Annotated in this window: 19 protein-coding genes and 1 riboswitch; of the genes, 13 read left to right on the top strand and 6 right to left on the bottom strand. The window is 71.8% G+C overall.

What is annotated here, in order from left to right:
- Window positions 1–42 precede the first annotated feature (42 nt).
- From ACTWQC_RS11530 to ACTWQC_RS11520, 3 genes are all read left to right on the top strand, one after another.
- Window positions 43–984, top strand: a complete 942-nt coding sequence (locus ACTWQC_RS11530; protein ID WP_443315520.1) for a FadR/GntR family transcriptional regulator — start codon at window positions 43–45, stop codon at window positions 982–984.
- Between the two features lie 403 nt (window positions 985–1,387).
- Window positions 1,388–2,962 carry an RNA polymerase sigma factor gene (locus tag ACTWQC_RS11525; RefSeq protein WP_443315519.1) on the top strand — a complete coding sequence of 525 codons (1,575 nt, stop codon included), beginning with the start codon at window positions 1,388–1,390 and terminating at the stop codon, window positions 2,960–2,962.
- Window positions 2,963–3,151: 189 nt separating this feature from the next.
- On the top strand, window positions 3,152–3,979 hold the full coding sequence (locus tag ACTWQC_RS11520; RefSeq protein ID WP_443315518.1) for a S1 family peptidase: 828 nt from the start codon (window positions 3,152–3,154) through the stop codon (window positions 3,977–3,979).
- A 147-nt stretch (window positions 3,980–4,126) separates the two neighbouring features.
- Here ACTWQC_RS11520 and ACTWQC_RS11515 read toward each other — a convergent pair whose 3' ends face one another.
- Entirely contained in the window at window positions 4,127–4,357 is a 231-nt protein-coding gene (locus ACTWQC_RS11515) for a DUF7455 domain-containing protein (protein WP_443315517.1), read from the bottom strand.
- Window positions 4,358–4,799: 442 nt separating this feature from the next.
- Here ACTWQC_RS11515 and ACTWQC_RS11510 point away from each other — a divergent pair, with 442 nt between their 5' ends.
- The 3 genes from ACTWQC_RS11510 to ACTWQC_RS11500 all read left to right on the top strand — a co-directional run bounded on the left by ACTWQC_RS11510 (window position 4,800) and on the right by ACTWQC_RS11500 (window position 9,185).
- Entirely contained in the window at window positions 4,800–6,920 is a 2,121-nt protein-coding gene (locus ACTWQC_RS11510) for a DNA gyrase/topoisomerase IV subunit B (protein ID WP_443315516.1), read from the top strand.
- 130 nt (window positions 6,921–7,050) lie between these two features.
- Window positions 7,051–7,575 (top strand): DUF485 domain-containing protein, encoded by a 525-nt coding sequence (locus ACTWQC_RS11505; RefSeq protein WP_443315515.1) that lies wholly within the window; start codon window positions 7,051–7,053, stop codon window positions 7,573–7,575.
- Window positions 7,572–9,185, top strand: a complete 1,614-nt coding sequence (locus tag ACTWQC_RS11500; RefSeq protein ID WP_443315514.1) for a solute symporter family protein — start codon at window positions 7,572–7,574, stop codon at window positions 9,183–9,185. Before ACTWQC_RS11505 ends, ACTWQC_RS11500 begins: the two co-directional genes overlap by 4 nt.
- Window positions 9,186–9,277: 92 nt before the next feature.
- Here the strand turns inward: ACTWQC_RS11500 and ACTWQC_RS11495 are convergent, their stop codons facing one another.
- The 3 genes from ACTWQC_RS11495 to ACTWQC_RS11485 all read right to left on the bottom strand — a co-directional run bounded on the left by ACTWQC_RS11495 (window position 9,278) and on the right by ACTWQC_RS11485 (window position 12,796).
- Window positions 9,278–9,982: a response regulator gene (locus tag ACTWQC_RS11495; RefSeq protein ID WP_443315513.1), complete on the bottom strand. Its 705-nt coding sequence runs from the start codon at window positions 9,980–9,982 to the stop codon at window positions 9,278–9,280.
- Window positions 9,979–11,616, bottom strand: coding sequence for an ATP-binding protein (locus tag ACTWQC_RS11490; RefSeq protein ID WP_443315512.1), 1,638 nt, complete (start codon window positions 11,614–11,616; stop codon window positions 9,979–9,981). Before ACTWQC_RS11490 ends, ACTWQC_RS11495 begins: the two co-directional genes overlap by 4 nt.
- Before the next feature lie 238 nt (window positions 11,617–11,854).
- The gene (locus ACTWQC_RS11485) at window positions 11,855–12,796 is read right to left on the bottom strand and encodes a sucrase ferredoxin (protein WP_443315511.1); all 942 of its coding nucleotides are present in this window, start codon (window positions 12,794–12,796) and stop codon (window positions 11,855–11,857) included.
- Between the two features lie 4 nt (window positions 12,797–12,800).
- Between ACTWQC_RS11485 and ACTWQC_RS11480 the strand changes: the two genes are divergently transcribed.
- A complete protein-coding gene (locus ACTWQC_RS11480) occupies window positions 12,801–13,304 on the top strand; it encodes a hypothetical protein (protein ID WP_443315510.1) in 504 nt (167 codons plus the stop codon).
- 102 nt (window positions 13,305–13,406) lie between these two features.
- Here ACTWQC_RS11480 and ACTWQC_RS11475 read toward each other — a convergent pair whose 3' ends face one another.
- Window positions 13,407–14,672: a citrate/2-methylcitrate synthase gene (locus ACTWQC_RS11475; RefSeq protein ID WP_443315509.1), complete on the bottom strand. Its 1,266-nt coding sequence runs from the start codon at window positions 14,670–14,672 to the stop codon at window positions 13,407–13,409.
- 87 nt (window positions 14,673–14,759) lie between these two features.
- Between ACTWQC_RS11475 and ACTWQC_RS11470 the strand changes: the two genes are divergently transcribed.
- Window positions 14,760–15,911, top strand: a complete 1,152-nt coding sequence (locus ACTWQC_RS11470; RefSeq protein WP_443315508.1) for a citrate synthase/methylcitrate synthase — start codon at window positions 14,760–14,762, stop codon at window positions 15,909–15,911.
- Between the two features lie 216 nt (window positions 15,912–16,127).
- Window positions 16,128–17,225: a CobW family GTP-binding protein gene (locus tag ACTWQC_RS11465; RefSeq protein WP_443315507.1), complete on the top strand. Its 1,098-nt coding sequence runs from the start codon at window positions 16,128–16,130 to the stop codon at window positions 17,223–17,225.
- Between the two features lie 132 nt (window positions 17,226–17,357).
- Here ACTWQC_RS11465 and ACTWQC_RS11460 read toward each other — a convergent pair whose 3' ends face one another.
- Window positions 17,358–19,808 carry a DNA gyrase/topoisomerase IV subunit A gene (locus ACTWQC_RS11460; protein ID WP_443315506.1) on the bottom strand — a complete coding sequence of 817 codons (2,451 nt, stop codon included), beginning with the start codon at window positions 19,806–19,808 and terminating at the stop codon, window positions 17,358–17,360.
- 241 nt (window positions 19,809–20,049) lie between these two features.
- On the opposite strand from ACTWQC_RS11460, the gene ACTWQC_RS11455 reads away from it, so the two are divergent.
- From ACTWQC_RS11455 to ACTWQC_RS11440, 4 genes are all read left to right on the top strand, one after another.
- Window positions 20,050–21,402 (top strand): M16 family metallopeptidase, encoded by a 1,353-nt coding sequence (locus tag ACTWQC_RS11455; RefSeq protein ID WP_443315505.1) that lies wholly within the window; start codon window positions 20,050–20,052, stop codon window positions 21,400–21,402.
- Window positions 21,403–21,419: 17 nt separating this feature from the next.
- Window positions 21,420–22,787 carry a M16 family metallopeptidase gene (locus tag ACTWQC_RS11450; RefSeq protein ID WP_443315600.1) on the top strand — a complete coding sequence of 456 codons (1,368 nt, stop codon included), beginning with the start codon at window positions 21,420–21,422 and terminating at the stop codon, window positions 22,785–22,787.
- Between the two features lie 208 nt (window positions 22,788–22,995).
- Window positions 22,996–23,157: riboswitch (cyclic di-AMP (ydaO/yuaA leader) on the top strand.
- Window positions 23,158–23,172: 15 nt separating this feature from the next.
- The gene (locus ACTWQC_RS11445) at window positions 23,173–23,940 is read left to right on the top strand and encodes a M23 family metallopeptidase (RefSeq protein WP_443315504.1); all 768 of its coding nucleotides are present in this window, start codon (window positions 23,173–23,175) and stop codon (window positions 23,938–23,940) included.
- 163 nt (window positions 23,941–24,103) lie between these two features.
- Window positions 24,104–24,805: a GntR family transcriptional regulator gene (locus ACTWQC_RS11440; RefSeq protein WP_443315503.1), complete on the top strand. Its 702-nt coding sequence runs from the start codon at window positions 24,104–24,106 to the stop codon at window positions 24,803–24,805.
- The last annotated feature ends 113 nt before the right edge of the window (window positions 24,806–24,918 follow it).

Here is a 24,918-nt window from a genome sequence, read left to right as displayed (position 1 = left end):
ATTAGGCGTCAATTATGAGGTGATGGGCGATCACCCTTTCGTGTGCTTTTCACCAAAGACCTCAAGGCTGCCCGGAGCGCCGCCGACAAAGGATGCGTGAGTACCCTTGCGCACACCATGATGACCGCGGCTCGCCCCGTCGACTCCGGCCTCCCCGGTCCGGGCGAGCTTGACCGCTACCCCTACGGCGAAGCCCCGGGCGCCGACCGAACCGGCAGTCCCTCATGGGACGGGTCCGACGCGGAGATGGGCCGAGTCGGCCGCCGGGCGACCGGCAGCCGCGGCCGAGGGCTGCATGGCCAACTCGTCCAGCAGCTGGGCCAGATGATCGTCTCCGGAGACCTCGGAGCCGACCGCCCGCTCGTCCCCGAGGAGATCGGCCAGCGATTCGAGGTCTCCCGGACCGTCGTACGCGAGTCGCTCCGCGTCCTCGAGGCCAAGGGCCTCGTCAGCGCCCGCCCCAACGTCGGCACCCGGGTCCGCCCGGTCAGCGACTGGAACCTGCTGGACCCGGACATCATCGAGTGGCGAGCCTTCGGGCCGCAGCGCGAGGATCAGCGCCGGGAGCTGTGCGAGCTCCGCTGGACCATCGAACCGCTCGCCGCCCGGCTCGCCGCGGGCCACGGCCGGGAGGAGGTCCAGCAGCGGCTCGCCGACATGGTCGAGATCATGGGGCACGCCCTGGCGCAGGGCGACACCCTCACCTTCTCGCGCGCCGACACCGAGTTCCACGGCCTCCTGCTCCAGCTCAGCGGCAACCGCATGCTGGAGCACCTCTCCGGGATCGTGTCGTCCGCGCTCCAGGTCTCCGGCGGGCCCGCCACCGGCTGCGACCGGCCCACCGAGGCCACCATCGGGCTCCACTCGCGGATCGTGGAGGCGCTCGGCTCCGGCGACGCCGCTGGGGCGGAGTCGGCCATGCGCCAGCTGCTCACCGTCCACCCGGAGGTGGAGCGTGTCGTGCCCGCACCCCGCGAGCACTGACGTCGGCGCAAGTACGGGCAGCAGCGCGTGTACCGGCGCCCGTACTGACGCCCGCGCGAGCACGTGAGCATCGACCGCGGGATCGGCTCCTGCCCCGCCTGAGCGCCCGCCCGAGTGGGGCAGGAGCCGATACGCGAGCCAATCGCGACGATGTGCCCGATTACGGCCGGTTTACGGCCGCTGCGAAGTGTGACTCGGGCCACGTGGATTGGGCGTAACACTCTTCGGGGCAGCGCGATGACCTAAGAGGTGATAGCTGCTGAGGGAATACGGATGTCGTTCGCGACGCTGTGTTGCTCTGCGGTTCCGCCCGCGCCGTCGGTCCATCCCCGCCGGCGGTCGTCGGCTCCGGTCCACTGTGGACGGGGCCGGAAGCCGTTCCCATCGTTCCGAGAGGTTGTTCGTGTCGGCCAGCACATCCCGTACGCTCCCGCCGGAGATCGCCGAGTCCGAGTCTGTCATGGCGCTCATCGAGCGGGGAAAGGCTGAGGGGCAGATCGCCGGCGACGACGTGCGTCGGGCCTTCGAGGCTGACCAGATTCCGCCAACCCAGTGGAAGAATGTTCTGCGCAGCCTCAACCAGGTCCTCGACGAGGAGGGTGTGACGCTGATGGTCAGTGCCGCAGAGGCGCCCAAGCGCACCCGCAAGAGCGTCGCAGCGAAGAGTCCGGCGAAGCGCACCGCGACCAAGACCGTCGCCGCGAAGACGTCCGTGGCCAAGAAGGCCACCGCCCCCGCCGAGACCGCCGCTGCCGCCGAGGCTGCGGACGGTGTCGCCGACGAGGCGGAGGCGGCGCCCGCCAAGAAGACCGCGGCGAAGAAGACCGCGGCCAAGAAGACGGCCGCGAAGAAGACCGCGGCCAAGAAGACGGTGGCGAAGAAGACCGCTGCCGGCCCGGTCAAGAAGGAAGCCGAGGAGCTGGTCGAGGCCGACGAGGCCATCGAGGAAGCCGCTGCCCCAGGCAAGCCCGCGGTGGAGGGCGCCGAGGCCGGCCCCGAGAACGAGGGCTTCGTGCTCTCCGACGAGGACGAGGACGACGCCCCCGCGCAGCAGGTCGCGGCGGCCGGTGCCACCGCCGACCCCGTCAAGGACTACCTCAAGCAGATCGGCAAGGTCCCGCTCCTCAACGCCGAGCAGGAGGTGGAGCTCGCCAAGCGCATCGAGGCCGGCCTCTTCGCCGAGGACAAGCTGTCGAACGCCGACAAGCTGGCCCCGAAGCTCAAGCGCGAGCTGGAGATCATCGCCGAGGACGGCCGGCGCGCCAAGAACCACCTGCTCGAGGCGAACCTCCGACTCGTGGTCTCCCTGGCCAAGCGCTACACCGGCCGCGGCATGCTCTTCCTGGACCTCATCCAGGAGGGCAACCTCGGTCTGATCCGCGCGGTCGAGAAGTTCGACTACACCAAGGGCTACAAGTTCTCGACCTACGCCACCTGGTGGATCCGTCAGGCGATCACCCGCGCGATGGCCGACCAGGCCCGCACCATCCGTATCCCGGTGCACATGGTCGAGGTCATCAACAAGCTCGCACGCGTGCAGCGCCAGATGCTCCAGGACCTGGGCCGCGAGCCGACCCCGGAGGAGCTGGCCAAGGAACTCGACATGACCCCCGAGAAGGTCATCGAGGTCCAGAAGTACGGCCGTGAGCCCATCTCGCTGCACACCCCGCTGGGCGAGGACGGCGACAGCGAGTTCGGTGACCTCATCGAGGACTCCGAGGCGGTCGTGCCGGCCGATGCGGTCAGCTTCACGCTCCTGCAGGAGCAGCTGCACTCGGTCCTCGACACGCTGAGCGAGCGCGAGGCCGGCGTGGTGTCCATGCGCTTCGGCCTCACGGATGGACAGCCGAAGACGCTGGACGAGATCGGCAAGGTCTACGGCGTGACGCGTGAGCGCATCCGGCAGATCGAGTCGAAGACGATGTCCAAGCTGCGCCACCCGTCCCGCTCGCAGGTGCTGCGCGACTACCTCGACTGAGGCACGGCGCGCGCCGTCGGCAGTGAACGGCGGACAGCGGACCAGCACCGCTCGGAGCTGCTCTTTCCGGCCCGGAATCCCGCTCGGGGTTCCGGGCCGGTTGCTGTCCGGTGCGTCCGTCCGGGTGCGTTCTCCGCCCGATTGGGTCACTCTGGGTGTGCACAGTGCACCAGAGAGTCAGGAGTCAGCATGCGTCCCATCTCCCGTGTACTCGTCGGCGCGCTGGCGCTGACGTCCGCAGCCGTGGCTCTGCCGCTCGCGACGCCGGCCCCCGCCACCGCGGACGGCGTGATCATAGGCGGGCAGCCGGTTCCGGTGGCCAAGAGTCCCTGGGCTGTGGCGCTGGGCAGTCGCCAGCAGTTCGGCGGTAAGAGATCCGGGCAGTTCTGCGGGGCGGTGGTGGTCGGGCCTACGAAGGTCCTCACCGCGGCGCACTGCATGAGCCGGGAGGTGCTGGGGACGGACCGGAGCGCCGTACGCGATCTTCAGGTCATCGCGGACCGCGACGACCTGCGGGGCCACAGCGGCCGGGAGATCCCGGTGCGGGGGATCTGGGTCAACCCGGACTACGACGCGGAGAGCAACTCCGGAGATGTCGCGGTGCTCACGCTGTCACGGGCGTTGCCCCGGAACCATGTGATCCCCATGGCGGAGGCCGGTGACGCCGCCTACCAGTCGGGCACCGCGGCCGCGGTCTACGGCTGGGGCGATACGACGGGCCGGTCCACGTACACGACCCGGCTGCACGCGGCCGGGGTGCAGGTGCTGAACGACGCAGTCTGTGAGGTGGCGTACCCGGGGACGGAGGAGGGCCGCTACGAGGCGGAGACGATGGTCTGCGCCGGGCGGGCCGGGGGCGGGCGGGACGCCTGCCAGGGGGACAGTGGAGGGCCTCTCGTGGCCCGTGGCCGGCTGATCGGGCTGGTCTCGTGGGGAAGTGGATGCGGGGAGCCGGGAAGCCCCGGCGTCTACACGAGGGTGTCCGCGGTATCCGGGCTGGCCGCCCTGAAGTCGTGACCCTGACAGCCATGGCGCGCGCGGCCGTGAAATGGAGCGGTCAATTCCGCCGAGAGCCGACGAGAGCGGGCGGCCACCCCTTGTCCACAAGGGTGACCGCCCACCGGCCGGCCCTGGGCCGGCAGAGGCTCGTCGGACAGCGATGCGTCAGCGTTCGTCCTCGGACGCGGACACGGGCACCGTGGTGAGGCGCTCCGTCTCATCCTGTATTTCCGCGGCGATCTTCTTGAGTTCGGGTTCGAACTTGCGGCCATGGTGGGCGCAGAAGAGCAATTCACCGCCGCTCATCAGGACGACGCGCAGGTACGCCTGGGCGCCGCAGCGGTCGCAGCGGTCAGCGGCCGTCAGCGGAGTCGCGGGTGTCAGAACAGTAGTCACGTCGCCTCTTCTCTAGCTCGACGAGCTGTCGTACCAGGGTCAACATCCAACCAGGCCGTAAACGTTCCCGCTCGGGCCTTTTCCTCGAAAGTTTGCTTCCGAGACGGCTGGACGCTGCCGGTTGGCGGCGAATGAGCCGTATTGCCTTGGCTTACGTGGTCATCGCGCTGGTCTTGCTTGCTTACATCGTCCTCCCGGCTGGATTGCCGGTTTGTTCATGAGGACGTGCCCGGAGCCTAAATGGTTCATGCCTCGAAGGGAACGTGATGTTCGCGTCATCCCTCCGGGGTATCGAACGTACGAACGACTCTGGACTAGCATGGACGTCCTGACGGGTGGCGGCACAACGGCTCTATCAAGCCTCGGTACCCTCTGACGGGCGACCCAGTCATCTCTGAGTCCCCACCCGGATCCAACAGAAATTCAGCGAGGAGCGAACCGCGTGACCGCCGAGACGTCCGTGCCGTCCACTGCGCTGCTGACGGGAGCAGACCGCGACGGCTCCAATTACACCGCGCGGCACCTGCTCGTCCTCGAGGGCCTGGAGGCCGTGCGCAAGCGCCCCGGCATGTACATCGGCTCGACCGACAGCCGGGGCCTCATGCACTGCCTCTGGGAGATCATCGACAACTCCGTCGACGAGGCGCTCGGCGGCCACTGCGACCGGATCGAGGTCCTGCTCCACGAGGACGGCTCGGTCGAGGTGCGGGACAACGGCCGCGGCATCCCGGTCGACGTCGAGCCGAAGACCGGCCTGTCGGGCGTCGAGGTCGTCATGACCAAGCTGCACGCGGGCGGAAAGTTCGGCGGCGGCTCGTACGCGGCCTCCGGCGGTCTGCACGGCGTCGGAGCGTCGGTCGTCAACGCCCTGTCCGCGCGGCTCGACGTCGAGGTCGACCGCGGCAGCCGCACGCACTCGATCAGCTTCCGGCGAGGCGTGCCCGGCATCTTCACCGAGTCGGGCCCGGACGCGCCGTTCGACCCGTCGAGCGGCCTGCTGAAGGGCAAGAAGGTGCCGAAGACCCGGACCGGCACCCGGGTGCGCTACTGGGCGGACCGCCAGATCTTCCTCAAGGACGCCAAGCTCTCGCTGGACACGCTGCACGCGCGCGCCCGGCAGACGGCGTTCCTGGTGCCCGGCCTGACCATCGTCGTACGGGACGAGCGTGGGCTCGAGGCCGACCGGCCGGTGGAGGAGGTCTTCCGGTTCGACGGCGGCATCAGCGAGTTCTGCGAGTACCTGGCGCAGGACAAGGCCGTGTGCGACGTGCTGCGGCTGACCGGGCAGGGCACGTTCAAGGAGACCGTCCCGGTCCTGGACGACCGCGGCCACATGACGCCGACCGAGGTCACCCGCGAGCTGGGCGTCGACATCGCGCTGCGCTGGGGCACCGGCTACGACACGACGACCAGGTCGTTCGTCAACATCATCGCCACCCCTAAGGGCGGCACCCATGTCGCGGGCTTCGAGCGGTCGGTCACCCGGACCATCAACGAGGTGCTGCGCTCCACCAAGCTGCTCCGGGTCGCCGAGGACGACGTCGTCAAGGACGACGCCATGGAGGGGCTCACGGCGGTCGTGACGGTCCGGCTCGCCGAGCCGCAGTTCGAGGGCCAGACCAAGGAGGTGCTGGGCACCTCCGCCGCGTCCCGGATCGTGGCGGCCGTCGTGGCCAAGGAGCTCAAGGCCTTCCTGACGTCAACGAAGCGGGACGCCAAGGCGCAGGCCAGAGCGGTCCTGGAGAAGGTCGTCGCGGCGGCCCGTACGCGTATCGCGGCTCGGCAGCACAAGGAGGCGCAGCGCCGGAAGACCGCGCTGGAGTCCTCCTCGCTGCCGGCGAAGCTGGCCGACTGCCGCAGCGACGCCGTGGACCGCAGCGAGCTGTTCATCGTCGAGGGCGACTCGGCGCTCGGCACGGCCAAGCTGGCGCGGAACTCCGAGTTCCAGGCGCTGCTGCCGATCCGCGGAAAGATCCTCAATGTTCAGAAGTCGTCGGTCTCCGACATGCTCAAGAACGCCGAGTGCGGCGCGATCATCCAGGTGATAGGAGCCGGTTCCGGCCGGACCTTCGACATCGACCAGGCGCGCTACGGCAAGGTCATCTTCCTGGCCGACGCCGATGTCGACGGGGCGCACATCCGCTGTCTGCTGCTGACCCTCTTCCAGCGCTACATGCGGCCCATGGTCGAGCAGGGCCGGGTCTTCTCGGCGGTGCCGCCGCTGCATCGGATCGAGCTGACCAACCCCAAGAAGGGCCAGGACAAGTACATCTACACATACTCCGACAGCGAGTTGCGCGAGAAGCTGCTGGAACTCCAGGCCAAGAACATCCGTTTCAAGGACAGCATCCAGCGCTACAAGGGCCTTGGCGAGATGGACGCGGACCAGCTCGCGGAGACCACGATGGACCCGCGCCACCGGACGCTGCGCCGGGTCAACATCAGCGACCTGGAGGCGGCGGAGGCGGCCTTCGACCTGCTCATGGGCAACGAGGTCGCGCCGCGCAAGGAATTCATCACCAACTCCGCGGCCACGCTGGACCGTTCCCGCATCGACGCCTGACACCAAACCGTACGTAACGCCGGATTCTTCACCTGATGGGGTGAACGTCCGGGATAAGAGATTCCCGGATCTTCCCGCTCTGTCCATCCTTGCTGCGCGGCCACCAGTCCGCGGAGCAAGGGAGTCCGGGGTGGAAAGACACGACAGGCCCGATGCCGGAACGACCCGGCTCGACGACCCCTGGTACGACGTGGTTGCCTCGGGCTGGGACGAGCCTGCCCATGAGAGCCATGAGAGCCATGAGGGCCATGAGAGCCCGTCGCGGGCGGGCGGAAGGTGGCCGGGTGCCCCGGCTGCCGCAGCACAGCGCCCGCCCCGGCCCGAGTCCGCCGCGGACGTCTATCTGGCGGTGCAGCACAGCGCGGCCTTCCAGGAGGTGCGCGGCCGGTACCGCCGCTTCGTACTGCCCGCGTCGATCGCCTTCCTGGCCTGGTACTTCGCGTACGTGATCGCCGCGACCGCGGCCCCCGGCCTGATGGCGCGGCCGGTCGCCGGAGGGCCGCTGAACGTCGCGATGCTGGCCGGGCTCGCCCAGTTCGCCACAACGTTCCTGCTGACGTGCGCCTACGCCCGGCACGCGCGGCTGCGCCGGGACCGGGCGGCCCTCGAGCTCCGCTGGGAGACCCAGGAGCTGACGCGGGAGCAGGGGCGTTGACCGGCGGGCTCGCGGCCACGGAGCACCAGACGCTGGCGCTCGTGCTGTTCAGCGCCTTCGTCGCCGCGACTCTCGCGATCACCACGTGGGTGAGCCGCAGACGGCGCGGTTCCGCGGAGGAGTTCTACGCGGGCGGGCGGTTGTTCTCGCCCATGGAGAACGGTTTCGCCATCTCCGGCGACTACATGTCGGCCGCTTCCTTCCTCGGAATCTCCGGGCTGATCGCGCTCTTCGGCTACGACGGCATGCTCTACTGCGTCGGCTTCCTCGTCGCCTGGCTCGTCGTCCTGCTGCTCGTCGCCGAACTCGTCCGCAACTGCGGCCGGTTCACGCTCGCCGACGTCGTCGCCGCCCGCGTCCGGGAGCGCCCCGTACGGATCGCCGCGGGCATCTCCTCGGTCACGGTCTCCGTGCTCTATCTGGTCGCCCAGATGGTCGGCGCGGGCAGCCTGGTCGTGCTCCTGCTCGGCGGCTCGGGGCCTGGCGCCCGCACCTGGGCCGTCGTCGTGGTCGGCGCGCTGATGGTCGTCTACGTCTCCTTCGGCGGCATGCGGGCCACCACCTGGATCCAGATCGTCAAGGCCGTGCTGCTGATGGGCGGGGCCGCCGCCCTGACCGCGTTCGTCCTCGTACGCTTCGACGGCCATCTCGGCGTCCTGCTCACCACCGCGGCGGAACGCAGCGGCCACGGGCGGGACTTCCTCGCGCCCGGGCTCGCGTATGGCGGCGACTGGACCGCCCGGCTGGACTTCATCAGCCTCGGCCTCGCGCTCGTCCTCGGGACCGCCGGGCTGCCGCACATCCTGTCCCGCTTCTACACGGTGCCGACGGCCCGCGCCGCCCGCCGCTCGGCCGTCTGGGCGATCGGGCTGATCGGCGGTTTCTACCTCATGACGATCGTGCTCGGATTCGGCGCGGCCGCCGTCGTCGGCACGGATGCCGTACGCGCCTCCAACCCCGCCGGGAACACGGCCGTTCCGCTGCTCGCCCTCGACCTCGGCGGCGGGCCCGGCTCCACCGGCGGGACGGTGCTCTTCGCCGTGGTCGCCGCTGTCGCCTTCGCCACGATCCTCGCCGTCGTCGCGGGGATCACGCTCGCCTCGTCCGCGTCCGTGGCCCACGACCTGTACGCGTCGCTGCGCCGCGGCCGCCGCGCAGGGCAGCGCAGCGAGGTCGCGGTGGCGCGGGCTTCCGCCGTGGGTATCGGGGCGGTGGCCATCGCCCTCGGGCTGCTCGCGCAGGACCTCAATGTGGCGTTCCTGGTCGGCCTCGCCTTTGCCGTGGCCGCCTCCGCAAACCTCCCCGTGCTCCTTTACGCCCTCTTCTGGAGCCGCTTCACCACGCGGGGTGCGCTGTGGGCCGTCTACGGGGGCCTGGTGCCGGCCGTGGTGCTGGTGCTGCTCTCACCCGTGGTGTCCGGCAGCCCCGAAGCGATCGTCCCCGGCGCGGACTTCGCGCTCTTCCCGCTGCAGAACCCCGGTCTCGTGTCCGTACCGCTCGGCTTCCTGGCGGGCTGGCTGGGAACGGTGACGTCTCGCGAAGAGCCGGACCGGGTGGCCAGGCATGCCGAGACGGAGGTGCGGTCACTGACGGGTGCGGGGGCCGCCTAGGCCCGGCGCTCCGCGCCGGGAAGCGAGCTGCGCCGCGGGCGCGGGCCCGCGCCGCGTTCGTTTCCGGACCGGGTGAGGCCAGGCCCGACCGGTCAGGCCCGGTCCCACAGGTAGCGGTGCTCGGGGCGGCCCGTCTCCCCGTACCGCAGGCTCATCCGGACCCGTCCCGCCCGCTCCAGGAGCTTCAGATAGCGCTGCGCGGTCTGCCTGCTGAGCCCTGACCGTTCGGCGACCTCCTGCGCCGACAGCGGGCCCTCCGCGCCTCGCAGCACCTCCCGGACGAGGTCGGCCGTGAGCGCCGAGTGCCCCTTGGGCAGTTCGGCGGGGCCCGCCGAGGCACCGCCGAGTGCCCCGAAGATCCGGTCCACCTGGTCCTGTTCGGCCTCGCCGCCGCTGCCGAGGGCGCGGCGCAGCGCGGCGTAGCCCTCGAGCTTGGCGCGAAGTCCGGCGAAGGTGAAGGGCTTGACGAGGTACTGCAGCGCGCCGTGGCGCATGGCGGCCTGGACCGTCGCGATGTCCCTGGCCGCCGTCACCATGATCACGTCGGTGTGGTGGCCGAGCTGCCGCAGCCGCCCCACCAGCGCGAGACCGGTCTCGTCCGGCAGGTAGTGGTCGAGCAGGACCAGATCGACCTCGTTGCCCTCCAGGAAGGCGAGGGCCTCGGCCGCGGTGTGCGCGGTGCCCGCGACGCGGAAGCCGGAGACCTTCGCGACGTACGCCGCGTTGATCCCGGCGACGCGTACGTCGTCGTCCACGACCAGGACGTCGATCGGTGCGCCGCTCATCGGGCCGCTCATCGCACCTCTCCTGCCTCGGCCAGTCCGGCCTCGGTCAGATCCTCCGTCAGCTCCTCGGCCAGGGCCTCCGGCAGAACGACCGTGAACTCGGCCCCGCCGCCCTCCCGGGCGCCGACCAGGGCGCTGCCGCCCTGCCGCTCGGCCAGCCGCCGCACCAGCGCGAGCCCGATCCCGCGCTGTCCGTGCGACGGGGCCTCTTTGGTGGACCAGCCCTCGGTGAAGATGAGTTCGCGCTGTCCCGGCGGGACGCCGGGCCCGGAGTCGCCGACCCGCAGCACCGCCGTACGCCCCTCCGCCCGCAGCGCAACCTCCACCAGGGGCTCCTGGGTTCCGGCGGCCGCGTCCAGCGCATTGTCGACGAGGTTGCCCACCACGGTCACCAGTCCGCGCGGGTCGACCACCCGGTCCGGCAGCAGCGTGTCCCCGGAGATCCGCAGGCCGACGCCGCGCTCCGCCGCGACCGCGGCCTTGCCCACCAGCAGGGCGGCCAGCAGCGGGTCGTGCACCCGCTCCGTGACCTGCTCCGCCGTCGCCCGGTGCACGCCGACGACCTCGGTGACGAACTCCACCGCCTCCTCGTAGAGGCCGAGCTCGAGCAGCCCCAGCAGGGTGTGCATCCGGTTGGCGTGTTCGTGGTCCTGGGCGCGGAGCGCGTCGATCAGGCCGCGGGTTCCGTCCAGTTCCCGGCCGAGCCGCTCAAGCTCAGTGCGGTCGCGCAGGGTGGCCACGGCCCCGCCGTCGTCGGTCGGCATGCGGTTGGCGACGAGCACCCGGTTGCCCCGGACGGTCAGCAGATCGTCGCCGGTGACCCGGCCGGCCAGCACGTCGGTCGTACGGCCCGGGCCCAGCACCTCGTCCAGCGGCCGCCCGGTGTCCGCGGGGCCGATGCCGAGGAGCCGCTGCGCTTCGTCGTTCACCAGCCGGATCCTGCCCCGCGCGTCGAGCGCGACCACGCCTTCCCGGATGCCGTGCAGCATCGCCTCGCGCTCGGCGAGCAGCGCGGAGATGTCGGAGAAGGCCAGATCGTGCGTGCGCCGCTGGAGCCTGCGGGAGACGACGTACGCCGCGAGGGCGCCGACGGCCAGGGCGCCGCCCGCGTACGCCAGCAGCCCCGGCACGGCCGAGATCAGCCGGTCGCGCACGCTCTCGTACGCGATGCCGACCGACACGGCGCCGACGATGTCGCCGTCGGCTTCGCGCAGCGGCACCTTGCCGCGGGCCGACCGCCCGAGGGTGCCGTTGTCGATCTGCATGACCTCCTGGCCCGCGAGCGCGGCGCTGGGGTCGGTGGAGACGTGGTGGCCGATCTCGTCCGGCGAGGTGTGCGACCAGCGGACGCCGCGCTCGTCCATGACCACGATGTACTCGGCGCCGGTGGACCTGCGGATGCGTTCGGCCTCGGCCTGGACGGGACCTTCGGGGGAGGGCGCGGTCCGCTGGAGATCCTCGGCGAGGCCGGGGCGGGCGGCGGTGGTCTGCGCGATCGCGAGGGCCCGTCGCATGGCCTGGTCGTCGAGCTGGTCGCCGAGCGGGGCGAGGAACAGCCCGGTGGCGAGCGCGGTGACGCCGGTGGCGATGGCGAGCTGCATGAGCAGCACCTGCGAGAAGACGCGGCGGGGCCATCCGATGCGCATGCGTCCGCCTCCGTCTCGCCGCTCACCGCTCCGGTGCGGAGCGCCCTCTTCCGATTCGGCCATGTGAACGAAGGGTAAGGGGGCGGCCGGGGTGAGCGCTGTCCGCGGCCTGGTCCGTGGCTGTTGTTGTAGCGCGAGCGAAAAGCGCAGAACAGGGGCGCGTCGCAATGCGCGCTGCCGGTCGCGTCGCCCAGGAGGCGGGGCTTACGAGGCGCGGGCGACCACATGGGCCCATGGCCTACGCGGCGGGGGCCGCCTCGCGGACGGCCAGGACGTCCATCCGGGCGGGGGAGCCGAGTGCTGAGCCGCAGCTCTCCGGACGCGGCGGCTCGGCCGTTCCCTGCGCGATGTCGACGTGCCAGATCCGGCCGTCCGCGTGGGCGACGGTCACGGTCCAGGCCGGAGCGGGGCCCGGGCCATCGGTCCGGACGGCCATGTTCACGATGTCGAGGGCGCCTGCCCGGTCCTCGCCGGTGAGTTTCCTCACGGCCAGGTCGGCCGCCTGTCCCGGCCGCTCCCAGGCCGAGCGGCCGCGTGCGTCCGCCGTGACGACACGGCCCGCGCGCGCCGCCTCCAGGACGTCCTTGGCCGCGTGGGCGGTGGCCCGGCCGTACGCGTAGCCGTGCGGGAGCACGAAAAGGGTGGGGGCGAACCGGTGGCCGCCGATGTGCGTGACCTCCCAGACGCCGCCCGCGCCCGAGGCCGCCAGTTCGGCCGCGAGTGTCCGGCCCAGCAGCGCGCAGCAGCGGTCGCGTTTGCCGTTGGTGCAGACGAGGACGAGCGGATCGCCCTCGTACGCCTCCCACGGGGATTCCAGGCCGCCGGGCTCGCCCGCGCCCAGGGCCGCGAAGTCGAGGCCGAGCAGCGGCTCGGGGCCGGTCAGTTCGGCCGTACGGATCCAGGACCGGCCGGGCAGGGTGTGCGCGGCGTAGACCCGGCGCCGGGAGGGGGTGTGGCAGTCGGCGTGGCGGCCGGGCCGCCGGATGAGCGCGACCCGTACGCCGGTCCCTTCGGCCGCCCGCTCCAGGGCGCGCCCGACCGCCGGGTCGAGGTGGCTGGAGGTGAGGGCCTTGGCGCCCCAGGGGCCGGGCTGTTCGACCAGCAGCCACGTGCGGGCGGTGGCCGAGGTGCCCGCGAGAGGCTCGGCCAGCTTCCGCGATGCGGTGGCGCAGGTACTCACAGAGGTGAGCCTAACCTCGCTGCGCGCCTCCATCGACACCAGCCTCGCCGCGCACGCGCGCGTTGGCGCGGCTGCGACCTGGATGCTGTGCAGCCACGACATGACCTGTACGACCACCTGCTTCGGCTGCGACGGCACCGGCTTCGACTCCGCGACCGAGGCGCACGGCGTGCCCGACGACCCGGCGCTGGGTATCCGCCGCGCCCGGCCGGCGAGCTCGCGTACGCACGGACTCGTCCGCGTCGTCGAGCTCGCCGGGGAGCCCGCCGGACTCCCGGGCACAAGCGTCCTGCTGGAGGTTGAGCGGCTTCCGCAGGACATGTCGGCCTGGCTGCGCACCCGACGCCGTACGCCCGGCCGCCGTCTCGCCTGCGCGGTCGCCCGGCCCGGGCCGCTCGCCGGGCCCGCCGTACACCACCGCGGCCGCCAGGCACCACGCTGCCGGCTCACCTCTGTCGAGGCCGGGGCAGCGGTGAACGACGGCACAAGGATCGGGCAGGACTGCTGATCGGACGGGACTGCTGGTTGGAGATGGCGATGCCGCTCCCCAGCGCGCGGAGGCTTACCGGGCCCGGTCCGGAAGGGGCCGGGAGCCGGGCGGCACCGCCCGTTACGGCAACGGCTGGGGCGGGCGGGGCCCGCGGTAGCGGCCGCTGGGGCGCATTCTCAGTGGCCGCTCCGCGTACTCCTCCAGCGCATGGGCGATCCAGCCCGCCGTACGGGCCACGGCGAAGACCGTCTCGCCCGCCTCGGGCGGCATGCCCGTGGACACCGTCAGCACGGCGAGCGCCAGGTCGACGTTGGCGTGCAGCGGGACGTGGCGGGCCGTCGTCGCCTCCACCTCGCGGGCCGCCTCCAGCGCGCGGGCGGCCCGCGGCATCTCCTCGAGCAGCGTGAACAGCGCCTGTGCGCGCGGGTCTTCGCCCGGATAGAGCCGGTGCCCGAGCCCCGGCACCCGGCGCCCGGCTCGCAGGTGGTCGGCGACGACCGCGGCCGCGCTGCCCCGCTCCAGAGCCTCGGCCAGCATCCGGTGCGCTAGACCGCTGGCGGCGCCGTGCAGCGGTCCTTCGAGCGCGCCGAGGCCCGCGGAGACCACGGCGTACGGGTGGGCGCGCGCCGACGCGGCCACGCGCGCGGCGAGCGTGGACGCCGCCAGATCGTGGTCGATGAGCAGCACCAGAGCCCCGTTCAGGGCCCGTACGGACGCCTTGGTGTCGGGAGTGTCCGTCAGCCGGGGCCACAGCCGCTGTGCCAGCTCCGTGCGCGGGCCCGGTGCGCGCCCGGCGAGGGGGAGGGCGCCGACCAGCGTCGGGATCAGGCTGCGGGCGGTGGCCAGGACGGTCGTCTCCGACAGGTCGAAGCGGAGCGGGTCGGCGGCCGCGGCGGCGACGGCAGCCACCCGCAGCCGGTCCGTCGGGCCGCTGTGCGGGGGCAGGGCGGCGACGGCCCGGCGGGCGGCCGCGAGGGCCTCCTCGGGCGCGGAGAACCGGATGCCGGGCGTCATCGTGCCGGTCCACAGCCACTCGGCGACCTCTTCGTAGCCGTACCGCCGGGTGAGCTCGGTGGCGTCGACGCCCCGGTAGTAGAAGCGGTCCCGGCCGATGAGGGTGATGCCGGTGCCGATGGCCGGGGCGCCCCCCGTCGACACGGCGTCGGCGCCCGGGGCGGGCTGGTCGCGGCGGCCGTGCCGGGCGAGCGCCTCGACCTCCTTCGGGTCGAACGTGCTGCCGCGGCCCCCGGACGTGCGGCGGCTGGTCAGCAGCCCGCGGCTCACGTACGCGTAGACCGTCTCCGGCTTCACGCCCAGCCGGTCCGCGGCCTCGCGTGTGGTCAGCCGTCGTCCCTGCCGCTGTGCTCCTTCGCCCTCGTCCGTCATGGCTCCGCCCACTCATATTGATTGAATCAATCTTGACGCACATTGAATCAAGCATGGACAGTCGAATCAACACTTCTGGAGGACACCATGCAGACCATCCCGCCGACTGCCGTGCCCCGGGGGCTCACGGGAGTCGTCGTCACGGACACCGCGCTCGGGGACGTACGGGGGAGCGAGGGCTTCTACCACTACCGCCAGTACTCTGCTGTCGAGCTGGCAGGGACCCGTACTTTCGAGGACGTCTGGCACCTCATGTTCCACGGCGCGCTCCCGGACCCGGTCGAGCGCGCCGCCTTCACCGCCCGGACCGCCGCTCTGCGACACCTGCCCGCTGACGTGTCCGCCGCCCTGCCCGCCATCGCCCGTGCCGGCTCCGCTTCCGGCCCGCTCGCGGGCCTGCGCACCGCGCTGTCACTGCTCGGGGCGTCGGCCGGTTTCCGGCCGCTCTACGACACCGGGGCCGAGCGGCGCGGCGAGGACGCCCTAGCCGCCTGCGCCGCCGTCCCGACCCTGCTCACCGCGCTGTACCGGCTCGGCCGTGGCGAGGAGCCGGTCGCGCCCCGGGACGACCTTCCGTACGCGGCCAACTACCTCTACATGCTCACGGGTTCGGAGCCGGGCCCGGCCCGGGCGCGTGCGATCGAGCACTACCTGATCTCCACCGTCGACCACGGCTTCAACGCCTCGACGTTCACCGCCCGGGTCATCGCCTCGACCGGAGCCGATCTGGCCGCATGCCTCGTGGGGGCGGTCGGTGCCCTGTCGGGGCCGCTGCACGGGGGCGCACCGAGCCGCGCCCTGGACACGCTCGACGCCATCGGGACGCCGGAGCGGATCGACCTCTGGGTCCGGGAGCGGGTCCTCGCCGGGGAGCGGATCATGGGCTTCGGGCACGCCGTCTACCGCACGGAGGACCCGCGTTCGCGGATGCTCCGCGGCATTGCCGAGGAGTTCGGCGGCCCGCTGGTGGAGTTCGCCGTCCAGGTCGAGGGGCGGGTCGAGGCGATCCTCGCGGAGCTCAAGCCGGGCCGGGAGCTGCACACCAACGTGGAGTTCTACGCGGGGGTGGTGATGGAACTCTGCGGGATCCCGCGGGAGATGTTCACGCCGACCTTCGCCGCCGCCCGGGTGGTGGGCTGGAGTGCGAACATCCTGGAGCAGGCCGAGGACAGCAAGATTATCCGGCCTGCGGCCCGCTATGTGGGCCCGCCTCCGGCGGAGCCGGACCCGGCCGCTTAGCCGTCACCCCACGGCGTGCGGGTAGCCGTGGCGTGACGGGCGGGGGAGTGACCGCGGCAGCTACGGATGAGGTGGCCCGGGACGGGGGTCCGGGCCGCCTGCGACAGGGCTGGTGCCGGGGTCGACCGGTGGCGAGACGGCGTGCGGGTGCCGAGCCGCATCTCGCCCGTCCGCCCGGCCGCCCGGCCGTTCCCGCGGCCTGACTACGATCTGGGCGTGGCCAAGAAGCAGATCCCCGTCATCGTCCTCGCGGGCTTCCTGGGATCGGGCAAGACCACCCTGCTCAACCATCTCCTCCGCAACAGCAGAGGCAGCCGCATCGGCGCGATCGTCAACGACTTCGGCAGCATCGAGATCGACGCCATGACCGTCGCCGGACAGGTCGACTCGATGATCTCGCTGGGCAACGGCTGCCTCTGCTGTGCCGTCGACACCAGCGACATGGACGAGATGCTGGACCGGCTCACCCGCCCCGCGGCCCGTATCGACGTGATCGTCATCGAGGCGAGCGGCCTGGCGGAGCCGGAGGAGATGATCAGGCTGATCCTCTCCACCACGAACCAGCGGATCGTCTACGGCGGACTGGTCGAGGTCGTCGACGCGGCGGAGTTCCCGGACACCCGGGCCAGGCACCCGGAGCTCGACCGGCACTTGGGGGTCGCCGATCTGGTGGTGCTGAACAAGACCGACCGCGTGGCGGAGGAGGCCCGCTCGGCGCTCCTCGAAGAGCTCGCGCGGCTCAGCCCCGGAAGGCCCGTGGTGCACGCCTCCTACGGCCGGGTGGACCCGGAGCTGCTCTTCGACCGGCGGGAGGGGGCGGACCGGGAACCGGCCGTCCGCCAGCTCTCGTTCGACGAGCTGTGCGCCGGCGAAGAGCACGGCCAGAAGCACGACCAGAAGCACGGCCACGGCCACGGCAGCGGTCACGATCACGGCCATCAGCACGACCACGCCCACCATCTCCACGCCGCCTACGAGAGCGTGGCCTTCACCTCCGACGATCCCGTGGACCCGCGCCGCCTCATGGAGTTCCTCGACGCCCGGCCGGAGGGCCTCTACCGCATCAAGGGCTTCGTCCACTTCGCGGTGGCCGGGCACCGGCAGAAGTTCGCCCTGCACGCGGTCGGCGACTTCCTGCGCTTCTACCCGTCGCCGTGGGCGCGCGGAGAGAAGCGCTCCACCCGGCTGGTGCTGATCGGCGCCGGCATCGACGCCGGCGCCCTGCGGCGGGGGCTCGCGGCATGCGCCGGGACCGGCCCGCAGAAGGCCGGTCCCGAGAGCATGTGGGGCGTCCTGCGCTACGCGCAGGCATAACCGAACCGGGCGCGCGGACGGGGCGCACCGGCCGGGCCACGCCCGCGTACCCGGTCACTCCAGCGCGGCCACGCCCCCGTACCGGCCGGGCCGACCTCGCACACCCCGGGTCCGGCCACGCCCGCGTACCGGCTACACCGGCCCCGCCACCACCGCCACCGCCTTCGCCAGCGGCACGCCCGAGCCGTCGCGCCGCGGGTCCGGCTCCGGCAGCTCCGCCGGAGTGCCGTTCGTCGTCGCCGCACGAGCCGGAACGGCGCCCGCCCAGGCCAGCACCAGGCAGTCCTCGCCCTTGAGGAACCGCTGGCAGCGCACGCCGCCCGTCGCCCGCCCCTTGCGCGGGTACTGGTCGAACGGGGTCAGCTTGGCCGTGCCCTGCGAGCTGCCGTCGAGGGTGTCCAGCGCTCCGGCGATCGTGAACACCGCGGCGTCCGCCGCCGGGTCCACCGCCCCGAAGAAGACCACCTTCGCCCCGGCCGTGAGCTTGACGCCCGCCATGCCGCCCGCCGGACGGCCCTGCGGCCGGACCGCCCCCGCCGGGTAGCGCAGCAACTGCGCGTCGTCGGTGATGAAGACCAGGTCCTCCTCGCCGGTCCGCAGCTCGACACCGCCGACGACCCGGTCGCCCTCCTTGAGCGAGATGACCTCCAACTCGTCCTTGTTGGACGGGTAGTCGGGCACCACGCGCTTGACGACGCCCTGCTCGGTGCCGAGCGCGAGGCCGGGCGAGGACTCGTCCAGGGTGGTCAGGCACACCACCGCCTCGTCCGGCTCCAGGGTGAGGAACTCCGCGATGGGAGCGCCGCCCGCCAGGTTCGGAGCCGTCGCGGTCTCGGGCAGCACCGGCAGATCGATCACCGAGAGCCGCAGCAGCCGCCCCTCAGAGGTCACCGCGCCCACCTCGCCGCGGGTCGTCGCCGGGACCGCCGAGACGATCACATCGTGCTTGGAGCGCTTCGCGTCGTCCGGGCCGAGCGGTTCGCCGTTCGCCGTACGGGCCAGCAGCCCGGTGGAGGACATCAGCACCCGGCACGGGTCGTCCGCGACCTGCAGCGGCACCGCCGCGACCTGGATGCCCGCCGACTCCAGCAGGACCGTACGCCGCGGGGTGCCGAACTTCTTCGCCACCTGGGCCAGTTCGCCGGAGACCACCTTGCGCAGCTCCGCGTCCGACTCCAGGATCCGGGTCAGCTCCTCGATCTCCACGCCGAGACGGTCGCGCTCCGACTCCAGCTCCAGCCGGTCGAACTTGGTCAGCCGGCGCAGCGGGGTGTCCAGGATGTACTGCGTCTGGATATCGCTCAGCGAGAAGCGGTCCATCAGGCGCTCCTTCGCCTCCGCCGAGTTCTCGCTCGACCGGATGATCCGGATGACCTCGTCGATGTCGATCAGCGCGACCAGCAGGCCCTCGACCAGGTGCAGCCGGTCGCGGCGCTTGCCGCGCCGGAACTCGCTGCGCCGCCTGACCACGGTGAAGCGGTGGTCCAGATAGACCTCGAGCATCTCCTTCAGGCCCAGCGTCAGCGGCTGGCCGTCCACCAGCGCGACGTTGTTGATGCCGAACGACTCCTCCATCGGCGTCAGCTTGTAGAGCTGCTCCAGCACGGCCTCCGGGACGAAACCGTTCTTGATCTCGATCACCAGGCGCAGGCCGTGGGCCCGGTCGGTGAGGTCCTTGACGTCCGCGATGCCCTGCAACTTCTTCGCGTTGACCAGGTCCTTGATCTTGGAGATCACCTTCTCCGGGCCGACCGTGAACGGCAGCTCGGTGACCACCAGGCCCTTGCGGCGGGCCGTGACATTCTCCACCGCCACGGTCGCGCGGATCCGGAACGAGCCGCGCCCCGTCTCGTACGCGTCCCGGACCCCGCTCAGCCCCACGATCTTGCCGCCGGTCGGCAGGTCGGGTCCCGGCACGTGCCGCATCAGGGTCTCGAGGTCCGCGTTCGGGTGCTTGATCAGGTGCCGGGCGGCGGCGATCACCTCGCTGAGGTTGTGCGGCGGCATGTTGGTCGCCATGCCGACGGCGATCCCGGAGGAGCCGTTGACCAGCAGGTTCGGATAGGCGGCGGGGAGCGCGAGCGGCTCCCGCTCCTGGCCGTCGTAGTTGGGGACGAAGTCGACGGTGTCCTCGTCGATGGACTCCGTCATCAGGGACGTGGCGGAGGCCATCCGGCACTCGGTGTACCGCATCGCGGCCGGCGGGTCGTCGTTGCCCAGCGAGCCGAAGTTGCCGTGCCCGTCCACCAGCGGCAGCCGCATCGAGAAGGGCTGCGCCATGCGCACCAGCGCGTCGTAGATCGACGCGTCGCCGTGCGGGTGCAGCTTGCCCATCACCTCGCCGACGACGCGGGCGCACTTCACATAGCCCCGGTCGGGGCGCAGGCCCATCTCGTTCATCTGGTACACGATGCGGCGGTGCACCGGCTTCATGCCGTCGCGGGCGTCGGGGAGGGCGCGCGAGTAGATGACCGAGTAGGCGTACTCGAGGAAGGAACCCTGCATCTCGTCGACGACGTCGATGTCGAGGATGCGCTCCTCGAACTCGTCCGGCGGCGGGGTCTTCGTACTGCGGCGGGCCATCGCGGCTGCTGCTCCTTAGAAACTGCCTTCAGCGGTGTGTTCCGGGCCCCTCCCGCGCGCCGGAGGCGGCAGCAGGAGGGAGGTTCTGACGCCGACCATTGTGGACCCACCCACCGACAGCGCGTTCCACCTACCCGTATGACCCCCGTACGGTACGGGAACTTCGCCAGGTGGCAGCACGCTTGCATACAGTGGCAGGACTCTTTACGACCTCTGCCATCCCGCGATCGAAGGGACGTACATGCCCATGGGTCACACGGCCACGCAACAGGCCGGTTCCGGCGGCCTGAAAGCGACCGAGCACCGCCTGGACAACGGTCTGCGCGTGGTGCTCTCCGAGGACCACCTGACCCCGGTCGCCGCGGTCTGCCTCTGGTACGACGTCGGCTCCCGCCACGAGGTCAAGGGCCGCACCGGCCTGGCCCACCTCTTCGAGCACCTGATGTTCCAGGGCTCCGCCCAGGTGAAGGGCAACGGCCACTTCGAGCTGGTCCAGGGCGCAGGCGGCTCCCTGAACGGCACCACCAGCTTCGAGCGCACCAACTACTTCGAGACCATGCCCGCCCACCAGCTCGAGCTCGCACTCTGGCTGGAGGCCGACCGCATGGGCAGCCTGCTGGCCTCGCTCGACGAGGACGGCCTGGAGAACCAGCGGGACGTCGTGAAGAACGAGCGCCGCCAGCGCTACGACAACGTGCCCTATGGCACCGCGTTCGAGAAGCTGGTGGCCATGGCCTACCCCGAGGGCCACCCGTACCACCACACCCCGATCGGCTCCATGGCCGACCTGGACGCCGCCTCCCTTGAGGACGCGCGGAACTTCTTCCGCACCTACTACGCGCCGAACAACGCCGTGCTGTCGGTGGTCGGCGACATCGACCCGGAGCAGACGCTCGCCTGGATCGAGAAGTACTTCGGCACCATCCCGGCCCACGACGGCAAGCCGGCGCCGCGCGACGGCTCGCTCCCGGACGTCATCGGCCGGCAGCTGCGCGAGGTCGTCGAGGAGGAGGTCCCGGCCCGCGCCCTGATGGCCGCCTACCGCCTCCCGCACGACGGCACCCGTGAGGCCGACGCCGCCGACCTGGCGCTCACCGTCCTCGGCGGCGGCGAGTCCTCCCGGCTCCACAACCGCCTGGTGCGCCGCGACCGTACGGCCGTGGCCGCCGGCTTCGGCCTGCTGCGGCTGGCCGGCGCCCCCTCGCTCGGCTGGCTGGACGTGAAGACCTCCGGCGGCGTCGAGGTCCCGGACATCGAGGCCGCCGTCGACGAGGAGCTGGCCCGGTTCGCGGAGAAGGGCCCGACGCCGGAGGAGATGGAGCGCGCCCAGGCGCAGCTGGAGCGGGAGTGGCTGGACCAGCTCGCCACCGTCGGCGGCCGCGCCGACCAGCTCTGCCGTTACGCGGTGCTGTTCGGCGACCCCCAGCTGGCGCTGACCGCCGTCGACCGGCTCCTGGCCATCACCGCAGACGAGGTCAAGGCCGTGGCCGCCGCCCGGCTGCGCCCCGACAACCGCGCGGTCCTCGTCTACGAGCCGACAGCACCCGCAGACAGCCAGGCCGACGACAACGCAGGACAGGAGGCGGCCCAGTGAGCGACGCCGGCCCCACCATGACCTTCCACCCGCAGCCGCAGGGCGGGATCGCCAAGCCCTGGGCCTTCCCGGCCCCCGAGCGCGGCACTCTCGCCAACGGCCTGACCGTGCTGCACTGCCACCGCCCCGGCCAGCAGGTCGTCGCCGTCGAAGTGAACCTGGCCGCGCCGCTCGACGCCGAGCCCGCGGGCCTGGACGGCGTGGCCACGATCATGGCGCGGGCGCTGTCGGAGGGCACCGACAAGCACACCGCGGAGGACTTCGCAGCGGAGCTGGAGCGCTGCGGCGCCACCCTCGACGCGCACGCCGACCACCCCGGCGTCCGCGTCTCCCTGGAGGTCCCGGCCTCCCGGCTGTCCAAGGCGCTCGGCCTGCTCGCCGACGCCCTGCGCGCCCCCGCGTTCCCGGACAGCGAGGTCGAGCGGCTGGTCCGCAACCGCCTCGACGAGATCCCGCACGAGCAGGCCAACCCGGCCCGCCGCGCCGCCAAGGAGCTTTCCAAGGAGCTGTTCCCGGCCACCTCCCGGATGTCCCGGCCCCGGCAGGGCACCGAGGAGACCGTCGAGCGCATCGACGCCGCCGCCGTACGGGCCTTCTACGAGGCGCACGTCCGGCCCGCCACCGCCACCGCGGTGGTCGTCGGCGACCTGACGGGCATCGACCTCGCCGCGGTCCTCGGCGACACCCTGGGCGCCTGGACCGGCACCACGGCCGCGCCCCGGCCCGTACCGCCGGTGACCGCGGAAGACACCGGCCGCGTGGTGATCGTCGACCGTCCCGGAGCCGTCCAGACCCAGCTGCTGATCGGCCGTATCGGCTCGGACCGCCACGACAGGGTCTGGCCCGCCCAGGTGCTCGGCATCTACTGCCTCGGCGGCACCCTCACCTCCCGGCTCGACCGGGTGCTGCGGGAGGAGAAGGGCTACACCTACGGCGTGCGGGCCTTCGGCCAGGTGCTGCGCTCGGCCCCGGACGGCACGGGCGCGTCCCTGCTCGCCATCAGCGGCTCGGTGGACACCGCCTCCACGGGCCCGGCGCTCGAGGACGCCTGGAAGGTCCTCCGCACGCTGGCGGCCGAGGGCCTGACGGACGCGGAGCGGGACACCGCCGTGCAGAACCTCGTCGGCGTCGCCCCGCTCAAGTACGAGACGTCGGCGGCGGTCGCGGGCACCCTCGCCGACCAGGTGGAGCAGCATCTTCCGGACGACTACCAGGGGCAGTTGTACGCGCGGCTCGCCGACACCGGCACCGTGGAGGCGACCGCGGCGGTCGTCAGCGCCTTCCCGTCCGACCGCCTGGTCACCATCCTCGTCGGCGACGCGTCCGCCATCGAGGAGCCCGTACGGGCCCTGGGCATCGGCGAGGTGAAGGTCGTCACTGGCTGACGGTGCGTCAGGCCCTCTCGCGGGAGTGACGAAGTACCCCGGAGCGTCCGTTGCTCCGGGGTACTTCCGTATGCCCGGTTTGTTGATGAGTCGGCCGTTTGTTGTGTGGTGTCGGCTACAAACGCCCTGATTTCTTTGGCGATTGAAAGATGTCCCGTTTAGCGTCGGTCCGGCTGTCCGGCCGACCACGCGCCGCACCCGCGGCTCCGGGCAGTCATCGCCGAGTCCCCGTACGGCGCGAGCCAGGGGAGCCGGGGACCCAAACTGTGAGTCCCTGGGGTGAATCGGGCGCCTCCTGGCGGAGGGGCCCGTAGGAGACCTTCCTGCTCCGAACCCGTCAGCTAACCCGGTAGGCGAGAAGGAAGGAAAGGAGCACCGCCGCCGCATGGCGTCGTTCACCCGTGCCACCGGGAAGCACCGCCGTCCGAGCCGTCTCGTCCGCTCGGGCGCGAACATCGCAGGCATAGCCACCCTCGCCACCACTGGCGTCGTGGCCTCCCTCGCCTCGGGCTCCGCGCTCGCCGCGCCCGCTCAGCCGCCCGAGGCCGAACAGACCGGGCTGCGCCAGGCGATCGTCATGGGCGACTCGCTCGCCGAGACGATCAGCGCCCAGGCGCAGGCCCAGCGGACCGCGGCCGACGAGGCCGCCGCGCGGGCCAGGGCCGAGGCCGAGGCCAAGAAGCGGGCGGCGGAGGCCAAGGCCAGAAAGGAGCGCGCGGCGCGCGAGGCCGAGCGCAAGCGGCTGAACGCCTTCGTGCTGCCGGTCGAGGGCAGCTACATCTCCACCGCGTACGGGGCGGCGGGCGGCGCCTGGTCCTCCGGGGCCCACACCGGCGTGGACTTCCACGCCGCGGCCGGAACCTCGGTACGCGCGGTGGGCGCGGGCACCGTCGTCGAGGCGGGCTGGGCCGGCGCGTACGGCTACAACGTCGTGATCAGGATGAAGGACGGCACGTACACGCAGTACGGCCACCTGTCGGCGATCCGCGTCTCCGTCGGCCAGAGCGTCACCCCGGGGCAGCGGATCGCCCTGTCGGGCAGCACGGGCAACACCTCGGGTCCGCACCTGCACTTCGAGGCCCGTACGTCCGCCGACTACGGCTCCGACATGGACCCCGCGGCCTATCTCCGCTCGCACGGAGTGCGTATCTGACCCGTTTCGTGGCCTGTTTCACAGCCGCTCTGGCCAAAAGATATCCATGTTCCGGCCCCGCCCGTCGGAAATTCCACCGCATTGCAATAGAGTCCCTGAACAAGCAGTGATCGAGCATGTTTCACGGGGATTAAAGCGGAGGACCGGCTATGCGGGGTCGGATGTGAACGGCGATGCGGTGGCCACGGGCCGCATTCCCGCGCACGCGGTGTGCCAGGCGATCCGGGACGACATCGTCTCCGGCGTGCATCCCCCCGGCAGCAGACTGACCGAGGAGGTCCTGGCCCGCCGGTACGGCGTCTCCCGCGTCCCGGTCCGCGAGGCCCTGCGCACCCTGGAGTCCGAGGGCTTCGTGACCACCCGCAGGCATGCCGGAGCCTGCGTCGCCGAGCCGTCGGAGCAGGAGGCGGCCGACCTCCTCGACATCCGTGCCCTGCTGGAGCCGCTGGGCGCCGCGCGCGCCGCACAGCGCCGTACCGAAGCGCACCTCAAGGTGTTGCGCGGGCTCGTGCGGCTGGGTCAGGAGCGCGCCCGCCGCGGGCACTTGGCGGATCTGCGGTCGCTGGGCGGCTGGTTCCACGAGACCCTTGCCCAGGCCTCGGGCAGCCCCAGCCTCGCCGCCCTGCTCACCCAGGTCCGCCGCAAGATCACCTGGGTGTACGCGTCGGACGCGCCGGTCAGGGCCGCCGACTCCTGGGAGGAACACGCGGCCATAGCCGACGCGGTGGCCCGGGGCGACGCCGACCGCGCGCGTGCCCTGATGACCGTGCACACCGAGCGCTCCCTCGCGGGCTACCGGCTGCGCCGCCCGGGCCATGTGAGAACTTCGAAACACTCCGTAAACAGATTGAGCGCGCAGAATTAACAGAGCTGCCGTATACAACGAGGGGCGAATTCCGCGCGGAAAAGAAAAGCGACTTCCGAACGACGGAGCCGCGGTGGCCATAAAGGTCCACCGCGGCTCGTTTGCGTATTCCG

It is taken from the genome of Streptomyces sp. 8N616 (genome assembly GCF_052246385.1).
Classification (GTDB): domain Bacteria; phylum Actinomycetota; class Actinomycetes; order Streptomycetales; family Streptomycetaceae; genus Streptomyces.
The sequence above is the reverse complement of the archived record's forward strand: the minus strand, read 5'-3'. Positions and strand labels throughout refer to the sequence as shown.